Origin of the sequence: Natronomonas salsuginis, from assembly GCF_005239135.1 — an archaeon.
In the GTDB taxonomy this organism is placed as follows: Archaea; Halobacteriota; Halobacteria; order Halobacteriales; family Haloarculaceae; genus Natronomonas; species Natronomonas salsuginis.
Genome location: NZ_QKNX01000001.1, coordinates 758,454 through 776,003, shown reverse-complemented (window position 1 = coordinate 776,003; position 17,550 = coordinate 758,454). Strand labels below are relative to the sequence as shown.

Here is a 17,550-nt window from a genome sequence, read left to right as displayed (position 1 = left end):
TTTAAACGACTCGCTGGCGCAGTTACGACAATGGCTTTTGAGGAACTACTGAACGACCCGGTGATTCAGAAGTACCTCCACGAACTCGTCGGGCCGACGGGGATGCCCGTCGCCGCCGCGCCGCCGGATGGCGAGGTGACCGACGAGGAACTCGCGGAGGAGCTGGGACTCGAACTCAACGACGTGCGCCGGGCGCTCTTTATTCTCTACGAGAACGATCTGGCCTCGTATCGTCGGCTGCGCGACGAGGACTCGGGATGGCTGACGTATCTGTGGACCTTCGAGTACGACTCCATCCCCGAGCAGCTCGAATCGGAGATGCACCGTCTCCTCGACGCGCTGAACGAACGTAAGCAGTACGAGCAGGACAACGAGTTCTACCTCTGTGGGCAGTGTCAGCTTCGGTTCGAGTTTGGCGAGGCGATGGAGTTCGGCTTCGAGTGTCCCCAGTGCGGGAGCCAACTCGAGACCATGGAGAACTCCCGGCTCGTCGACGCGATGGAGCGGCGGATCGAGGAGCTCCGCGAGGAGCTGAACATCACCGACGAAACGGACGCAGACGAGGTCACAGACGCGTAATGGTCGTTCTCGCCACCAAAGTGTACGTTCTGGGCGAGGGCCGTCGGCGGGCGATGGACTCGCTCGAATCGCTCGTCGAAAACGAACTCGGCGAGCTCGAGGTCGAGTTCACCGTCGGGCTCCGCGACGACGGGTTTCCGTCGGTGACGGTGACCGGCGAAGACGCTCCGGTCGCGCGGAACCTTCTCGAGGCCGAGTGGGGTGCGATCACGCCGCACCGAACGTCTGGCGAAACGTACGTCGGAACGCTCGAATCGTGGGACGACGACGGATTCGTTCTCGACGCCGGCGAACCGGTTCGAATCCCGGCCGACGAACTCGGTCTGGGCCAAGGGACTCCGGCGCAGATCCGTACTCGGTTCGGCCTCGTTCAACACATGCCGCTTCGGTTCGTCGAGGGCGACGAGGAGCCGAATCGCCTCGCGGACGAGGAACGGGACCACCTCTACGAGTGGACTCGCGGTACGGGGCGCGTCAACGCCAACAGCATAACGCGAGCACAACTTCGGGCCACGGTCAACCGAGCGGGCCACGCGGATGATATCATCACCGTCGAACGGCTCGGGTTGCTCGAATCGAGCATCATCTGTAAAGATAACACGGACGCTCCGGGGCTGCTCGCCGATATCGGCCCCTATTTAGAAGCTGAACTGCTCGCAGTCGTTCCATAGATGTCATGAATCGCCGCCTGCTCGCTACGCTCGCGTTCGTCTTCCTTCTCGCCCTCGCCGGGTGTACGACTATCCTCGGCAATGACGTGGGCGATCCGGCCTCCCTCTCGGCGGACGCGCAGTACGACTACGATACCGAACGGGACGCTTCCATCACGATCAACCGGGAGAACTACACCGCCGTCTACAACGTGTCGGCGAAAGTGACGGGGGACAACGAGACGATCGAACTGTGGCGGACGAACGCGCTAACGCTCGAGACACCGCTCGAGATATCGGCGCTGCAGTTCCGCTATCCGAACGGGACAGTCGTCCGGTACGTCGATGGGGAACCGGTCGCAATCCACGAGGACGGAACCGAGGAGACGACCGACGCGCTCGCCGTCAACACGACCCGACAACGAACGATCGTTCACCTTCCGGCTGAGGAGGGTCAACTTGCGTTCACGGCACCCAAGACCGGCAAGGAACTGATCATCAGGCCGGCCGTTCACGGGAGCTACGAGATCGCGTTACCCCCCGACCGAGACGCACAGATCCCGCTGTTGTCGCGCGTCCGACCGCCCAACGACGACCGAGTGGTCGTCGACGGTCGCGTTCACCTCCGGTGGGAGCAGCTCGACTCACCCGCGATCGCTGTCCAGTGGTATCTCGATCGCGATCTGTGGCTGTTCGGCGGCTTGGCTGCCGTCGCCGGCCTCGTCGGCGTGCTCGGCGTGATCTACTACTATCGGAAGATACAGCGGGCCGCAAAGCGCCGCGACGAGGAGGGGATCGACGTCGACTACGAGGACGACCGGAAGGGGCCGCCACCCGGTATGCGGTGACGACTCGTCCGATAGCTCCCCGTCGTCACCGCGTCATTGCACTTATTCGCGCCGGGGCCGAACGCTGGACATGAACGTCGCGTTGGTATCGGTCGGTGACGAACTGCTATCCGGGGATACGGTCAACACGAACGCCGCGTGGCTCGGCGAGCGACTCACGAAGCGGGGCGCGTCGGTCGAGCGCGTCACGGTCGTTCCGGATCGGGTCGCAGATATCGCTCGCATCGTGAACGAACACGCCGCCGAGTACGACGCGGTCATCGTCACCGGCGGGCTGGGACCGACGCACGACGACCTGACGATGGAAGCCGTCGCCGCGGCCGTCGGACAGCCGCTCGAACGATCGGAAAAAGCGCTCGAATGGCTCGACGAAAACGGCGGGTACAGCCGCTCGGAGCTCACGAAGGGGACCGCCGATCTGCCGGCCGGCTCTCGACCCCTGCACAACACCGTCGGAGTCGCCCCCGGTTGTGCCATCGAGAACATCTACGTGCTCCCGGGCGTCCCCGCGGAGATGCAGGCCATGTTCGAATCGATCGCCGACGTGTTCGAGGGCGAGCCACGGCACGTCGAATCCGTCACCCTCGACGAACCCGAGAGCGCGCTGGTCGACAGACTTCAGGAGCTACAGGAGCGCTTCGAGGTCAAGGTCGGGAGCTATCCGGGCGAGAACGTGCGGGTCAAAATCGAGAGCACCGATCGAGCGGCCGTCGAACGCGCTGCCGGGTGGCTACGGGAGAACGGGATCGTCGCGAAAACGGAGTCGTAGCCGACTACCGGTAGAGATACCAGAGCCACCCAACGGTGATGACGAGGCTGGCGAGCAGCACGACCCAGCCCATGGCGTCGATGATGAACGGGCTGTCTTCGAGAGCCTGCATGATGAGGTTCATGTACCGCCGTTGCCGCCCAGGGGTTATTAATCGGTTCCTTTCGCTCGATCCCCATTCGATCGGGACTCTCACGGCCACGGGTACGTGCACACCGGTCGGTTTTTCCCTCGGCGACGCCCAGACGGGGTATGCGACGCGTTGGGCTCGTAGTGAATCCGATCGCCGGCATGGGGGGCAGAGTCGGGCTGAAGGGGACCGACAACAAGGTCGAGGAGGCCCGCCACCGCGGCGCGGAGCCGCGCTCGCCGGATCGCGCCCGCGAAGCCCTCGAACACCTCAAGAACCAGCCGGAGTCGGTGGCGCTGTACACCTATGGCGGCGCGATGGGTGAGGACGAATCGGTCGCCGCGGGGTTCTCGCCGACGGTCGTCGGCGCGCCCGAGCGCGAGGAGACGACCGCGGCAGACACCCGCACCGCAGTCCGTCGGTTCGTCGAGGAAGGCGTCGATCTCATCCTCTTCGTCGGGGGGGACGGAACGGCGGTCGACGTCGCCGAAACGCTCGAAGCCCTCGACGACGAGACGCCGATCCTCGGCATTCCTGGTGGGGTGAAAGTGTACTCGTCGGTGTTCGCTGTCACGCCGCGGGCAGCCGGTCGCATCGCGACGGCGTTCGATCGCACCGAGGTTCGCGAGGTCAACGACATCGACGAGGACGCCTACCGGGGCGGGGACGTCAACACCGAGCTGAAAGCGCTCGCGACGGTCCCCGTCGGCGACGAGGTCCAGTCCTCGAAACAGATCGGCGGGGGAACGGTGGAGTCGCTCGCGGCCGCCGTCGCTGCCGAGATACGCGAAGACGACGCGACGTACGTGTTGGGTCCGGGGTCGACCGTCGACGCCGTCAAAACTGAACTCGGGATCGATGGCTCGCCGCTTGGCGTCGACGTCTGGCGTGACGGAAACGTACTGGCTCGCGACGCCGGCGAAGCAGCGATCGTCGAGGCGCTCGGCGAGCGGAACGTGATCGTGGTCTCTCCGATCGGCGGGCAGGGCTTCATCTTCGGCCGCGGAAACGACCAAATCTCGCCACCGATCATCCGCCGCTCGGAGATCGAGGTCGTCGCGTCCAAACAGAAGCTCTCTGATATCGGCGTGCTGCGCGTCGACACCGGCGATCCGGAGCTCGACGAGTCGTTGCGGGGCTGGCAGCGCGTTCGGGTCGGAAAGTTCGAACGACAGCTGTTGAAAGTCGTCTAGCGCCCGACCGGCGAGCGCGCACCGCAGGCCGTGCAGTGACGGATCTCTGCGCCGTTTTCGGTTTCTAGCCGCGTGTCCGGGAGGCCACACGCTGGACAGAGCACGTACCTCTCGGCGTAGGCTTCGATGGCGGTCTCGATCCGGTCGTGACCAAACTCCCCCGTCAGTCGGAGTCGTCCCCGATCGTCGATGGTTGCGCTCGTCCCGAGTTCGGTCTGGATGAATTTCATGAGGTGTGTGGCCTCACGATCGAGGGCGTCGAGCGTCGACTGGAAGTTCTCGTACACGGTGACGTTTCCCTCCTGACGCACATCGGGATCGGGAATCGAAAACCGCCCCGTCGATCCCTCGACGTCCGACGTCGATTCGATCGCACGGTCGAGCCCGTCTTCGTACTCCATACATACAGTTGACTAGCCGGGAGGAAAAATGTTGAGCAGTGCGCGACATCGGGCGGGGCGGCCGGCGTGAACCGGTCGAGCCCAAACTATCGAATGTTGCCGCGTCGGGGCCACAGAAACGTGTTAACTTGTGTCAGGATACTACTATATGCCCTGAGTCGCTACGCGAAGATGACCATGAAAAAGCAGGAGCTCATTCATCTCCACGGCCTGCTCGCGGAGGTATGTAACCACTACGAGCAAATGGCAGAGTGCAACGTAGAGCACGCAAAATACACCGAACTCGGTGTCCGACCGACCTCGATCCACAAATCGAAAACCGATCACAAAACGGCTGTTTTTGCCCTTGCGGACGGTATCACTGACGAGATGGAGCGCGAGACGGAGCCGGCCGTCTCGGCTGCCGCCGACTGAATCGCCGATCGCGTCGTTCTGCGAACCGCAACACAACCCACCAACGAGCGACGGCGCTGTGGCTCGGCGAGTGTAGCCAGACGAAACGAGCCGCGTCACCGCCGATCGATCACTCGTCCAACAGATCCTCGAACTCCGGTAGCACGTCGTTTTCGTCGTCTTCGGCGTGCTGATCCGTCTCCGAATCATCCTCGTCGTCGTCTTCGATCACTTCGACCTCGATCACTTCGAGCGGGATGTTTCGGAGCCGCTGTCCGATCTCTTTGCGCGCGATTCGCGACGCGTGTTCGTCGTGTTCGACGTTGAACACGGTCATCTCGAGCTCCAGAGCGACGAGCCCTTCGTCGGCAGCGATGAACGCCGGCTCCTGGGATTCCCCGCAGTGTGGACACGTCCGTTCCCCCATGTTGATCTCGACGTAGTTGAGATCGGGGTTCAACATCTCACCCGTCTTCGAGATCGCAATACGAACCGCCTCGTCGGCCGTTCCGACGTCGTACACCGGGACCGCAGCTTCGACGACAACTCGGCAGTCCATGGTACGGTGTTGCGTCCCCTGTGACAAGAACCTTCGCACTACCGCTAGACGCGTCGGTATGCTGACATCGAAATCGGTCCGCGCGTCACTTCGAAAGGTGAAACATCACTCGACCCGAGAGGCGGATATGGAGACCGGCAGCCGCCCGATCGAGTCCTTCGACGGTGGATTCGACCTCCGAACGACGCTCGAAAGCGGCCAGTCGTATCTGTGGCGACGCGACGACGACCGGATGTATCGCGATTCGTCGGCCGACGCACCGTGGTACTACACCGTCCTCCCGGAGACGGCGACGGAGACGAACGAATCGGAGATCCTCCGCGTTCGGCAGACGGATCGACGACTCGAGTGGGAATCGTCGACCGCGAACGCGTACGAGCGGTTGGAACACCTGCTTCGACTCGACGACGACCTCGATTCGATCATCGACTCGACGCCGGAGGACCCGCTCATCGACAGCGCCTACGGCGCACATCGGGGGATGCGGCTGGTTCGGGACCCGCCGTTCGGCTGTCTGATCTCGTTCATCTGCTCGGCACAGATGCGCGTCGGGCGGATCCACCGGATGCAGATCGCGCTCGCCGAGGCGTACGGTGAGTCGATCCGGTTCGACGGGGCCGAGTACAGCGCGTATCCGACGCCCGATCGGCTGGCCGAGGCGACCGAATCGGAGCTTCGCGACCTCTCGTTGGGCTATCGCGCGCCGTACGTCCAGCGAACAGCCGAGATGGTCTCCACGGGCGAAGCGCATCCGAACGACGCCGTCGGACTCAAGTACGAGGCTGCCCGCGAATCGCTGACCCGGTTCGTCGGCGTCGGCGACAAAGTGGCCGACTGCGTACTCCTGTTCTCGCTCGGCTATCTGGAGGCCGTCCCGCTCGACACGTGGATCCAAAGCGCGATAGAGGAGCACTACCCCGACTGCGAGTGCGGGAGCTACGCCGAGACGTCCAGGGCCATCAGAGCGCGGCTCGGCGGGACCTATGCCGGGTACGCGCAGACCTACGTCTTTCATCATTTGCGGACCGGCGGCGACGTCTAAGCATCGCACCTTGCCGGACGCTCACAGCTGCCGGAGGAACTTTGCCTTCGACCCCGAAACGGGATACGTATGGCCGATCGAATTCGCGCCCACGTGTTCATCTCCGGCCGCGTACAGGGCGTCTACTATCGGGCGACGACGCGGGGCACCGCACGCGAGACCGGCGTCGACGGGTGGGTCAAAAACCTCGACGACGGCCGCGTCGAGGCGGTCTTCGAGGGTGACGACGACGCGGTCGAGGCGATGGTCGAGTGGTGTCACACCGGAAGCTCGAACGCGCGGGTCGACGACGTCTCGGTCGAGTACGGCGACCCGGTCGATCTCGAGGGGTTCGAAATTCGCCGGTAGTCGATCCGCGGCGTGCTGCTTCGACCCGACCGCGACGGCACAACGGTTAGTGCGCTTCGGTGAGAACGTCGATGCATGATTTCGAGCACCGAGATGGCCGTCGTGGACGAGAACGCCGAGGCGCTCGGCGTGCCGCGAAAGCAGTTGATGGAGTCGTCGGGGAACGCCGCTGCGCGCGCCGTTCGCGAGATCGCGGATCCGGGGGCGTCCGTCGCGTTGGTCTGCGGGCGCGGGAACAACGGGGGCGACGCGTTCGTCGCGGCTCGGTTTCTGTCGGCGTACGACGTGACGGTTCACCTCCTCGGTCGACCGGAGACGATCTCGACGGAGATCGCACGGGAGAACTGGGTGGCGCTCGAACGGGCGGAGATCGACCGTCGGACCGTCGAGGATTCGACCGCCATCGACCTCGCTACTCCCGATATCGTCGTCGACGCGATGCTCGGAACCGGCGTGACGGGAGCGCTCAGGGAGCCGGAAGCGACCGCGGCAGAAACGATCAACGCCGCCGACTGTCCGGTCCTCGCGGTCGACGTGCCCTCGGGGATCGACGCCGACACGGGTGAGCGCGAGGGCATCGCCGTCGAGGCCGACCGGGTCGTCACGTTTCACGACGAAAAACCCGGGCTCCGGGACCTCGACGCCGACGTGACGGTCGGTGATATCGGTATCCCCGACGCCGCGGAGCGGTTCGTCGAGCGCGGGGACCTCCGTCGACTTTCGCGGGACTCCAACGCACACAAGGGGGACTTCGGGCGCGTCCTCGTCGTCGGTGGCGGCCCCTACACGGGCGCGCCGGCGCTGGCAGCCCAAGCCGCGCTCCGTTCGGGGGCCGATCTGGCCTACGTCGCCTGCCCGGAGACGGTCGCGAGGGAGGTACAGGGATACAGCGAGAATCTGATCGTCGAGCCACTGGCCGGCGAGCGCCTCGATTCGTCGAACGTTCAGCAACTGTTGGCAGTCGCGTCCCGAATGGACTGCGTGGTGTTCGGTCCTGGCCTCGGGGACGCGACGAAGTCCTTGGACGCGGTCGAGGCGTTCCTCGAAGCGTTCGCCGGAACCGCGGTCGTCGACGCCGACGCCCTCCAAGTAGTTCCAAACGTCGAAACCGAGGCGACGCTCGTGTGTACGCCACACCAAGGTGAACTCGAATCGATGGGTGGAACGACCGCCGCGGATCCCGACGACCGCGCCGAACTCGTCGAGTCGTTCGCAGCCGAGCTCGACGTGACGCTTCTCGTGAAAGGGGCGTACGACGTGATCTCCGACGGGACGCGGACGAGGCTCAACCGAACGGGCAATCCGGGCATGACCGTCGGAGGCACCGGCGATGTCCTCGCCGGCGTGACGGGCGCGATGGCCTGCGTCCTCGACCCGATCCACGCGGCGGCGATCGGGGCGTACACAAACGGTCGTGCCGGGGACATCGTCGTCGAGGACAATGGGTACGGGCTGGTGGCGACGGACCTCCTCGGCGCGTTGTCGGCGGCGCTGTGGTCCGAGTCGGTCGCATGAACCGCGGTCGCCCCGGTGGTTTCTTCGCCACGCGGCCGAAGGGACACGCATGAGCGACGAACCCGACCTCACGCACGTCACCGACACCGGCGACGCACAGATGGTCGACGTCGGCGATAAACCGGACAGCGCGCGAAGAGCAGTCGCCCGCGGCCGAATCGAGCTCGCTCCATCGACCGTCGAGGCGATTCGGGCGAACGAACTGGAGAAGGGAGACGTCCTCTCGGTTGCCCGCGTCGGCGCGATCAACGCGGTCAAACACACGTGGGAGACGATCCCGATGTGTCACCAGATTCCGATCACGAACGTCGAGACCGAGTTCGTCGTCGACGACGCGAGCGTCGACCTCACCGTCGCCGTCGAGACGACCGGAAAGACCGGCTGCGAGATGGAGGCGCTCGAAGGCGTGACGACTGGCTTGAACGTCGTCTGGGATATGGTGAAAGCCGCCGAAAAGGACGCGGACGGTCAGTACCCACAGACGAAGATCACAGGCGTCGAGATTCTCTCGAAACGCAAAGCGGAGCCGTAGGCGAGGTCACTCGACCGGCGCGACCGACAACTCGCTCGCCTTCGCGCGCGCCTGCTCGACGATCGCCAGCCGGGCTTCGAATTCGAGGAGAACCTCGTCGCCGTACTCGACATCCTCGACGTGCGCGTGATCGTGCACCCACGACACCAGGCTCATCGTCTCGTCGATCATCGGGACCACGAGCCGTTCGCGGCGCCACGCGGGGAGTTGCTCGTCGATTCGGGTCCGCAGTTCGTCGATCCCGATGCCCGCCTTCGCGCTGATGACGATCGGGTCCGGTGCGAGCGCAGAGAGCGCGTCGCGTTTCGTCTCCAACTCCTCGTCGTCGACGAGATCAGCCTTGTTCAACACGGTGACGATCGGCGCTTCGTTGCGCTCGTACAGCGTGTCGTGGCACGTGACGAGTTTCTCTCTGATCTCTTCGACCGGATCGGACACGTCGACCACGAGCAACACGAGGTCGGCTCGATACACCTCCGAGAGCGTCGATTTGAACGACTCGACGAGCCAGTGCGGGAGATCGGAGACGAAGCCGACGGTGTCGGTCACCAACACGTCGCGTCGGTCGAACTCAGCCCGGCGGGTCGTCGTTCCGAGCGTGGTAAACAGCTCGTTTTCCGACTCCGCGGTCGAATCGAGGTCCGGGTGGAGCCCATCGTTTTCGTCGATCGAGAGATCGCTCGCCAGTCGCCGCAACAGCGTCGACTTCCCGGCGTTCGTGTAGCCCGCCAGCGCGACGAGGTCGAACCCCGACTCGCGACGCTGTTCGCGGCGGTGGGCCTCCGTCTGCTCGATCCGTTCCAATTCGTCGCTGATCCGGCTGATCTGTGCCTTGATGTCCTGCTCGCGGGACTCGTCGTACTCGCCGAGCCCCATGAATCCCGGCCGCTCGTCGCGTTTGGCGAGCGACGCCTTCGCCTCGGCTCGCGGCAGCTCGTACCGGAGTTCGGCGAGCTCGACCTGGAGTTGGGCCTTCTTCGTCCGGGCGCGCTGGCCGAAGATATCGAGGATGAGCCTGAATCGGTCGATAACCTCGACACCGTCCGGTAGCTCGGTCCCCAGATTGAACGTCTGGTACGGCCCGAGGCGATTGTCGAAAATCACCGTCCTCGCCTCCGTGTCGACGACGATGCTCGCGAGTTCGTCGACTTTCCCCGCCCCGAGACAGAGCGCCGGATCCTCCGCGCGTTCCTGTGTCACCTCGCCCACGACCGTGTAGCCGGCCGCTCGGGCGAGGTCCCGTATCTCCGTCGTGTCCGGGTAGCCGTCGTCGACGCGCTTTGCGACGACCGCCCGGCCGTTCGTTCCAGTCACTCGGTCGATCTACGTCGTCACGCTATTTAACGTTCGGGCGAGTCGGTCGACGCGCGTTCCGACCGCCACATCGGCTCGGTTATCGCGTTCCGATCTCGTCTTCGTCCTTGACGATCCGGGTTTCGGCCTCGCCGCTCGTGTGCTCGTTGACGAGGTCGTAGAACTCGTTTTGTAGCCCGGCGGGAAATCGGACGACGCCGACCCACGACCCGTCGGACTGCCACTCCTCACGTTCGAGTTCGCCGAACTGTCGGACCTGTGCCTGCGCACTACCCGCGTACTCCGCCGGCAGTTGGACGGCCATCACGATCTCGTCGAACCGGATGGGGAGGACCGGACGAAGCGCGTCGAGCGCGTCGTCGACTTGGTTTTCGACCGGCTCCATTGGATCGATCTTGAATCCCGCCTCCTCGAGGGCGCGCTCGATCCGCTCGGGGGGATGCGGCGCGTCGTCCATCTGCGGATTGACCGCGTTTCGCGAGATCGTGTTGACGAGCTGTCTGTGTTTTTGCTCCTGCATCTCACGGCGCTGCTCGGCGGTGATCTGTATCTCACCGCGGGTGATGACCTCAGGGATGATCTCGAGCGGATCGGTCGTATCGAAGACCTCTACGAGCGAGTCCTCCGGCGGTCGGTCCCCCGTCGACGCGTCCTCGAAGACGTCCTCGGCCGCGATCACGTCCTCCAGTTCGCCGTCGAACTCCCCGCGTTTGATCGCGAGCGCGGCGTCCGGATCGACGAGCACTTCGAACCGTTGGCCGTGGGATTCGAGCCGGGCCGTCACCGCCTCGTCAAGAGATATCATACGTACTGGTAGGCGGGATGGAAAATAAAAGATGTTCCCAAAACGTCTCGCAGCCGTGTCGCTATTCGTCGGTGTCCGTCTCCTCGTCCGCTTCAGCGGCGAGGAGTCCGTGCTCCGAGAGATACGCCTCGATCTCCTCGTCGGTTCGCTGGCGGAAGCCCTCTTCGCCGACGGAGATCGTCGCGAGTCCGATCCCTTCGGGGGTGAGCTCACCGTCGTTGACGGATGCGAGCGCCTCCAGTGCGAGGCCGACCCCTGCGTCGAGATCGATCTCTTCGCTGTAGTGTTCCTCGAGGTAATCTTCGATGTCACCGCGGTCGGCACCGACGGCCAGCGCCTGCCACTCATACGGCGTTCCGGACGGGTCCGTCTCGTAGAGCCGTGGTTCGCCGTCCTCGATGCCGCCGATGATCAGCGCGACGCCGAACGGCCGTGCGCCGCCGACCTGCGTGTACTGTTGGATGTGGTCGGTGACGGCCTTTGTCAGCGTTTCGACGCCGATCGGCTCGTCGTAGCGAAGTTGATTGACCTGTGCCTGACGGCGCGCGAAGTCGATCAGTTGGCGGGCGTCTGCGACGTGGCCGGCGCTCGCGATACCGATATGGTTGTCGGCCTTGTGGATCTTCTCGACGCTGGTCCGCTCCATGAGCGGCGAGCGGATGCGTTTGTCCACGACCAACACGACACCGTCCTTGGTCCGGATGCCGATGGACGCCGTGCCTCGTTTGACCGCCTCTCGCGCGTACTCGACTTGGTACAGACGGCCGTCCGGGGAGAAGATGGTGATCCCCCGATCGTACGCCTGCTGCTGCGATTGTCCCTGCATTGTTAGTTGTCGCGGATATCGAGTGCTGTCGCACCCACGGGGCCGTCCGGAAGCTCCACGTCGATCCGGTCGTTCCGGATGACGGCGGGCCGGGAGGCGTCCGCGAACGCGACGGTTCTCTCTTTAGATCTTATCTGCGGACGCCGTATATACTTTTCTTCACAGGCTCGAACCGTCCCGCTAACGCCGCGGACGAACAGACCGATCGGCTGTCCGTCAATCTCGTCGATGCTCGCCAATACGGCCCGAAGTCGGTCGACTTCGCCACGACGAACTCGGATGACCGCGGTCCCGTCACCCTCCTCGAATCGAAACCCGAACAGGTTCGTATCGAGCGCTGCACTCCCGACGTCACCGATGAGGTTCTGCGTCGCGAACCACAGCGTGCGCTGGAACGAACGACGGTCGATCTCCGTGTCGGGGTGCGATTCGAGCTCGATCGCGAGATACCGCCACCGCGGACGCACGTGCTTCGGGAGGTGTTTCACTGGATGGCATTCGAGGACGATAAACAAAGCTTCGGCGGTCGACGAGGGGCGACCGACTGCCGCTGATCTACCTGTCGTCCTCTCTCTGGACCGTTCGAACCCCGGGTTCGACGAACGCGTCCGATTGTCGCTCCCGATTTCGCGATGCGATCTCGCCCCATGCTCGCAGTCCGGTGACCATCGCGTCCTGGTCGAACCCGATCGTCTCCCCGAGCGCGATCAGTTCGCGCGGCCCGCGAAGTTCGAGATGCGAGCGCGCATCCGCGGACACGACGTAGGGCGCGCCGTACTGCTCGACGAGCTCGCGAAGCTTGCGGAGATCACCGATCGCCTCGACCCGAGGACCGCCGTCGGCTCGGAGCACTCGGGAGAGATTGAACTCCACGTGAACGCCGTTCTCGGCCGCGCTCTTCGCCAGGACGTGGTTCACGTCGCCGCCGTCCATCGGGTGGGCAAGTACGTCGACCTGCGGTTGCTCGACGGCGAATCGGTTCAACGCGCCACCGTGGACGCAAACGACAGTCCGCTTCGAGCGATAGTTTCCGATCAATCCGCTCGCCTGTCCGGGGTCGTTGGTCCGTATCTCGATTCCGGGAACGATCTCGATTCCGTACGCTTCGGCGATGCGGTCGGCGTCGTAGGTTGTCTGTGCGTTCCCGTGGTTTCGAACCACGATACCGTCGTACCCGTACCTCGCTGCGGTCTTCACGAGGCGGGCGACCGTCGCCCGTCCGTCTGGATAGGCGTGGACGGCTTCGTACATACGGTCCCGTGGACGCTTCGGCCCTTTGCTGTTGTGTCTCGTCGTCCCGCTAGGCTGTGAAGCGAAGAATCAGTATTCGAGATCGACGGTGTAGCGGTCGAGCAATAAGACGGCGACCACGCCGAGGACGGCCGGGACGACGACGACGAAGACTGTCGTCGATGAGACGGCCGCAACGTTGTCCGTTACCTCTCGGATCGGGAGTCGAAGCGCGCCGACCATGAGGCTCACGAGAAAGACGAACGTGTCCTCGCGATACCTGTTCAGCGCGGCGCGGACGGCGTAAGCCACCGAGAACAGTCCGACAAGCGCACCGGAGACGAAGACGACGAACGGGACGAGCGAGTCCACGAGCGGATCGACGTTTCCCCCGAGCGCGTCGAGAAGCCCTGCGAACACTCGTCTCGGAATCCCACTCACGTACTCGTATTGGCCCATGAGGAGGAGTAGGAACGCTCCGGAGATCCCGGGGAGGATCATCGCCGAGATCGCGATCGCACCCGCAGCGAACAGAACCGGCAGTGTCGTCGTACTCGTCCCAGCGAGCGATGGATCGGTGATCGAGAACGCGACGAGAAACCCGATCGCGGCCACGGCGATCCGTCGCGGCGTGCCGATCTCGACGTACCGGTAGAGAACGATCGCTGACGCGCCGATGAGTCCGAAAAAGAACGCGTACGTCGGGGCGGGATACCGCGTCACCGCGACGTGCATCACGGTCGCGACGGTCGCGGCGGCGGAGAGCGCACCCGCGCCGAGTGCGAGGAGAAACGGAACGTCAGCACGACGAAGATCAGCGGCGAGCGCCGACCGGCCCTCGGTCGTGTGGAGCGTCGGGAGATGACGCACGATGGCGGGGTCGAGCGCCGTCAGCGCCGCGATCAGCCGCTCGTAGATACCCAAGATGACAGCGATCGTGCCGCCGGAGACGCCCGGGACCGTGTCTGCAGAGCCCATGCAGACGCCCTTGAGATAGATCGCGAGCCACGCGCGGAGTCCCGTTGGACGGCTCATTCAGCTGTCCGAACGGTCCGGCTCGATCGGGTATCGCCGCCGGATCCGCCGTCACCGTCGGTCGAGTTGCCCTCATTGTTGCCGCCGCTCGGCTGGATCTGAGGCGTCTGGAGTTCGACGGTGACCGGCGTGTCGTCGTCACCGACGACCTGCGCCTCGGTCACGTCCGCGGTCCCGATCGCGGGTGCCTCGGGCGCGATGAACTGATAGCTGCTGTTGGCTCGAACGTCGACGTTGGTGTGGCCGTTCTCAGGGCCGTACTCGTCGTAGCCGGTCGTCGAGTACGGGAGGGTCATTTCGAAGCTGCCGTCGGCGTCCGTTTCGGCGTACTGGGTGTAAATGAACGTCTGCCCGGTCGAGCGGATCTCCATCTCGACGGACGCCTGCACCTCGGTGTTGGCCGGGCCGGTCCCCTCGACGGTCGCCCCGTCGACACGTTCGAACGTCTTCACCCACTCGTCGTACCCGTTGACCGGCTGTTGGCCGAGGACACGGTCGAACGGCGACGACGCGACCGGTCCGCCGGCGTGGACTAATCGGAAGTGTTCGAGCGCCTCGACCCGTTCGGACGGCTGACCCAAGACGCCGCCGCGGAAGACCGTCGGGTCGTTCTCGGCGGCTTCGCGGGCCGCCTCGACGCTGTCGTGCTGTTCGTAGATGTCATCGACGGTCGTGGCGTCCTCCGGTAGCGTGGCGACGCCGCCCTCTTCAGAGTACTGGCCAAAGTTGAGCGTGATCGTCCCTGGCTCCCGTGCGCTGCCGTGGAATTGGTACATCCGCACGCGCATGCTCTCGTAACCGCGCTGGGTGTGCGCGCCGTACAACGGTTGGAACTGTCCCGTCTGGGGGTTCTGCTGTCCGACGCTGATACCGACATCGCTACTCGACACGTTGTGACGCGATTCGAACGCCGTCGGAGCGCCGTACTTCCGCGTCCCGGCGTAGCCGAGCTGGTAGTCAACCATCACGTACCGGACGCTCTCACCCTCGGGTTGGTCCTCTTCGAGGATCTCAATCGCTTCGTCTTCCTCGTCGGCGAGCAGGAAGTCGGCCGACTCGGTCGCGTGTTGCTGGAAGGGGTTCGCGACCGGGACACGCTCACCGCGGGTCGTTATGTAGTGGCCGTAGTCCCACCACGCCAGCACGCCGTACTCGCCGGCCTCGTACTCGAAGTCGTCGGTATTCTCGTAGGTGCCGTAGAAGTCGAGTCTCGGATCATCTCCGCTGCCGTACGATCCGACCTCGGGTGTCTCCTCGGAGAGCCAATCGAGGCTCTCGGTCCACTGGCCCATCTCGCCGGGCTGGGATGCCCTGTCGACCGTCGTGACCGTCGCGCCCGTCGCGACGAGCGGGCCAGCGATGACGAAGAGTATCGCGACGACGATCAGTGTTTGATACGGTTTGACCGTTCTGATGTCCTCACGAACGTTGTCGAGATCGACGAACTGGTAAATCCAGCTGACGACGTAGGCGTTACCGGCACCGACAGCGATAACCAGGTAGTAATCGAACCGGAGTTGCGTGAGCGTAAAGAGCAGCATGATCGCCGCGAACACCGTGATAAGTACGTGTTCCGCCCGGGGGCGTTCGTCTGCGAGCGTGCGGTACGAGAGTAAAAGAAACCCGCCGATCGCGGTGTACAGCGCGAACCCGTAGTTTCCGTAGAAAAACGAGACGGGATTCGACGGCGACTGTGCTTCCCCTATCGTCGCGGCAGTGTCCGTCGTCCCCAATCCGGCGACGCGCCGGAACTGACTGACGAAAAAGTCGAACACGTCCGGAAGCACGACGGCGACGACGGCAACGCCGACGAGTCCCATACCCACAATGCCGACAGGGTAGGCGATCCTCGGGAGATCTCGACTCTCCCACAGCCTTGCGATCCCGGCCATGAACGCCGCACCGCCGGCGACCGCGAGCGCGAAGAGCGGGTGGAGGAGCGAGTAGTCGGTCACATCTAATCCCATCGAGACGACGAACGGAGAGACGAGCACGGCGAAGACGACCATCGCGATCGCGGACGGAATCGCGACGTGATCGGGGCTGTGGCCGCGAACGAACTCGACCGAGAGGTGGACCAAGAGGAACACAGCGAATATACCGAACAGGAACACGGCGGGCGGCCAGACCAGCACCGCGACGACAAGCGACGCGCCGAACGCGGCGGCCCACTTCAGCGAATCACCGATCGGTTCGAACTCGCGCGTGCGGAAGAATTCGTATATCGGACGGTCACGCTGTGCAACCGTCACCATAACCATCCCGAAGACGAGGGCTACGAGCGTCGCAAGCACCTCGGCGACGTGGTGATCGTAGGTTCCCACGACGCTCCGAGTGAGGAACTGACCGGCCGACAGCGCCAGGACGACGACCGCGATGATGCCGCCGAACCGGCCACCGAGCCGACGGCCGATGACGTACATCGGGATCGCACACAGCGTCGCGATGACCGGTGCGGTCAAAAGCGTCGTTGCGATGATTGTGCTCTCGGATGGTGAACCGAGCCCGACGATCATCGCGGCCGTCGCCACTACCTGATCGAATATCGTCCCGAACTGACCGGCACGAGTCCCGGCGTCGAAGCCGGTCCACGGATCGAACGGCATGGTGAACGGGTAGTGCTCGACGACGTATCGGGTCGACCGGTAGTGGTAGTAGGGATCGTTCCCCCGATAGAGCGGTCTGCCGTCCGAGCCGACGTGATTCGAGTAGTGTCTCACCCGGATCCACAGCATGAACGCCATGAGGGCTGCGAGGACGGGGATGTGATACAGACGATATACAGTGTCGATCTGCGACTCGTAGTCGTCGAGCCGCTCTTCGATCGCCTCAAACCGCTGGCTCATTGAGCGGACACACTGTCAAAACGCGCATAAGCCTTTTCCATTACGCTTCAAAAGGGGGTAGCCCATCGGCCGTGCAGCGCTCACGCATCGTGGTCACCACTTCGGTGGCTCGAGGCCAGCCGCTTCGAGCAGGTCCTTCCACCTGTTTTGTACGGTGAGTCTGGAAACGCCGACGGCGTCCGCCACGGCCGATTGTGAGCGGCGGTTTCCCGCGATGAGCGCGCCTGCATAGAGACTGGCCGCCACGGTCGCTCGCTTCGAGCGGTCCGCCACGGGAACCGTCGAGAGAAACAGATCCGTGGCGCGAGACTTCGCCTCGCCACCGAGGTCGAGTCGCTCGGCCGCGTCGTCGATGGTCGCGAGCCACTCCTCGTTTTCGACCTGATCTCGGGCGCGGTACATACGTCACGTTGGGACGGAGACGTATATAAATGATTCCGGCCGGGGCGAATCGGACTCGGTGCCGCTGCGGCAAACCGGACGATGCACGCGCAAACCCGCGCTCTTTTATACTCGCCGAATGAATCGGGATGCG

Annotated in this window: 20 protein-coding genes; 10 read left to right on the top strand and 10 right to left on the bottom strand. The window is 64.2% G+C overall.

The window, feature by feature from the left end; genetic code table 11:
- Positions 1 to 30 precede the first annotated feature (30 nt).
- The 5 genes from tfe to DM868_RS04195 all read left to right on the top strand — a co-directional run bounded on the left by tfe (position 31) and on the right by DM868_RS04195 (position 4,169).
- Positions 31 to 579, top strand: coding sequence for a transcription factor E (tfe, locus tag DM868_RS04215; RefSeq protein WP_137275581.1), 549 nt, complete (start codon positions 31 to 33; stop codon positions 577 to 579).
- On the top strand, positions 579 to 1,250 hold the full coding sequence (locus tag DM868_RS04210; protein WP_137275580.1) for a DUF2110 family protein: 672 nt from the start codon (positions 579 to 581) through the stop codon (positions 1,248 to 1,250). The genes tfe and DM868_RS04210 overlap by 1 nt, the downstream gene beginning before the upstream one ends.
- Before the next feature lie 5 nt (positions 1,251 to 1,255).
- Positions 1,256 to 2,077, top strand: coding sequence for a DUF5803 family protein (locus DM868_RS04205; protein ID WP_137275579.1), 822 nt, complete (start codon positions 1,256 to 1,258; stop codon positions 2,075 to 2,077).
- Positions 2,078 to 2,147: 70 nt separating this feature from the next.
- Entirely contained in the window at positions 2,148 to 2,846 is a 699-nt protein-coding gene (locus tag DM868_RS04200) for a competence/damage-inducible protein A (RefSeq protein WP_137275578.1), read from the top strand.
- 252 nt (positions 2,847 to 3,098) lie between these two features.
- A complete protein-coding gene (locus DM868_RS04195) occupies positions 3,099 to 4,169 on the top strand; it encodes an ATP-NAD kinase family protein (RefSeq protein ID WP_137275577.1) in 1,071 nt (356 codons plus the stop codon).
- Here the strand turns inward: DM868_RS04195 and DM868_RS04190 are convergent.
- Positions 4,166 to 4,570 (bottom strand): translation initiation factor IF-2 subunit beta, encoded by a 405-nt coding sequence (locus tag DM868_RS04190; RefSeq protein WP_137275576.1) that lies wholly within the window; start codon positions 4,568 to 4,570, stop codon positions 4,166 to 4,168. The genes DM868_RS04195 and DM868_RS04190 overlap by 4 nt on opposite strands.
- 177 nt (positions 4,571 to 4,747) lie before the next feature.
- Here DM868_RS04190 and DM868_RS04185 point away from each other — a divergent pair, with 177 nt between their 5' ends.
- Positions 4,748 to 4,984, top strand: a complete 237-nt coding sequence (locus DM868_RS04185; protein ID WP_137275575.1) for a UPF0058 family protein — start codon at positions 4,748 to 4,750, stop codon at positions 4,982 to 4,984.
- 109 nt (positions 4,985 to 5,093) lie between these two features.
- Here DM868_RS04185 and DM868_RS04180 read toward each other — a convergent pair whose 3' ends face one another.
- Positions 5,094 to 5,522: a DUF555 domain-containing protein gene (locus tag DM868_RS04180; protein WP_137275574.1), complete on the bottom strand. Its 429-nt coding sequence runs from the start codon at positions 5,520 to 5,522 to the stop codon at positions 5,094 to 5,096.
- A 127-nt stretch (positions 5,523 to 5,649) separates the two neighbouring features.
- Here DM868_RS04180 and DM868_RS04175 point away from each other — a divergent pair, with 127 nt between their 5' ends.
- The 4 genes from DM868_RS04175 (at position 5,650) to moaC (ending at position 8,959) form a co-directional block, all read left to right on the top strand.
- The gene (locus tag DM868_RS04175) at positions 5,650 to 6,564 is read left to right on the top strand and encodes a DNA-3-methyladenine glycosylase family protein (RefSeq protein WP_137275573.1); all 915 of its coding nucleotides are present in this window, start codon (positions 5,650 to 5,652) and stop codon (positions 6,562 to 6,564) included.
- A gap of 69 nt (positions 6,565 to 6,633) precedes the next feature.
- On the top strand, positions 6,634 to 6,912 hold the full coding sequence (locus DM868_RS04170) for an acylphosphatase (protein WP_137275572.1): 279 nt from the start codon (positions 6,634 to 6,636) through the stop codon (positions 6,910 to 6,912).
- Between the two features lie 75 nt (positions 6,913 to 6,987).
- A complete protein-coding gene (locus tag DM868_RS04165) occupies positions 6,988 to 8,427 on the top strand; it encodes an NAD(P)H-hydrate dehydratase (RefSeq protein ID WP_137275571.1) in 1,440 nt (479 codons plus the stop codon).
- 49 nt (positions 8,428 to 8,476) lie between these two features.
- The gene (moaC, locus tag DM868_RS04160) at positions 8,477 to 8,959 is read left to right on the top strand and encodes a cyclic pyranopterin monophosphate synthase MoaC (RefSeq protein WP_137275570.1); all 483 of its coding nucleotides are present in this window, start codon (positions 8,477 to 8,479) and stop codon (positions 8,957 to 8,959) included.
- 6 nt (positions 8,960 to 8,965) lie between these two features.
- Here moaC and hflX read toward each other — a convergent pair whose 3' ends face one another.
- The 8 genes from hflX to DM868_RS04120 all read right to left on the bottom strand — a co-directional run bounded on the left by hflX (position 8,966) and on the right by DM868_RS04120 (position 17,417).
- Positions 8,966 to 10,273, bottom strand: a complete 1,308-nt coding sequence (gene hflX, locus DM868_RS04155; protein ID WP_137275569.1) for a GTPase HflX — start codon at positions 10,271 to 10,273, stop codon at positions 8,966 to 8,968.
- A gap of 79 nt (positions 10,274 to 10,352) precedes the next feature.
- Entirely contained in the window at positions 10,353 to 11,078 is a 726-nt protein-coding gene (locus tag DM868_RS04150; protein ID WP_137275568.1) for a ribosome assembly factor SBDS, read from the bottom strand.
- Positions 11,079 to 11,139: 61 nt separating this feature from the next.
- Positions 11,140 to 11,904, bottom strand: a complete 765-nt coding sequence (psmA, locus tag DM868_RS04145) for an archaeal proteasome endopeptidase complex subunit alpha (RefSeq protein WP_137275567.1) — start codon at positions 11,902 to 11,904, stop codon at positions 11,140 to 11,142.
- A gap of 2 nt (positions 11,905 to 11,906) precedes the next feature.
- Positions 11,907 to 12,392 (bottom strand): Rpp14/Pop5 family protein, encoded by a 486-nt coding sequence (locus DM868_RS04140; protein ID WP_137275566.1) that lies wholly within the window; start codon positions 12,390 to 12,392, stop codon positions 11,907 to 11,909.
- A gap of 67 nt (positions 12,393 to 12,459) precedes the next feature.
- Positions 12,460 to 13,155 carry an RNase P subunit p30 family protein gene (locus DM868_RS04135; RefSeq protein WP_137275565.1) on the bottom strand — a complete coding sequence of 232 codons (696 nt, stop codon included), beginning with the start codon at positions 13,153 to 13,155 and terminating at the stop codon, positions 12,460 to 12,462.
- Positions 13,156 to 13,224: 69 nt separating this feature from the next.
- Positions 13,225 to 14,169, bottom strand: coding sequence for a DUF368 domain-containing protein (locus tag DM868_RS04130; protein WP_137275564.1), 945 nt, complete (start codon positions 14,167 to 14,169; stop codon positions 13,225 to 13,227).
- Entirely contained in the window at positions 14,166 to 17,015 is a 2,850-nt protein-coding gene (locus tag DM868_RS04125) for an oligosaccharyl transferase, archaeosortase A system-associated (protein ID WP_137275563.1), read from the bottom strand. The genes DM868_RS04130 and DM868_RS04125 overlap by 4 nt, the downstream gene beginning before the upstream one ends.
- A gap of 93 nt (positions 17,016 to 17,108) precedes the next feature.
- Positions 17,109 to 17,417: a transcription initiation factor IIB family protein gene (locus DM868_RS04120; RefSeq protein WP_137275562.1), complete on the bottom strand. Its 309-nt coding sequence runs from the start codon at positions 17,415 to 17,417 to the stop codon at positions 17,109 to 17,111.
- Between the last annotated feature and the right edge of the window lie 133 nt (positions 17,418 to 17,550).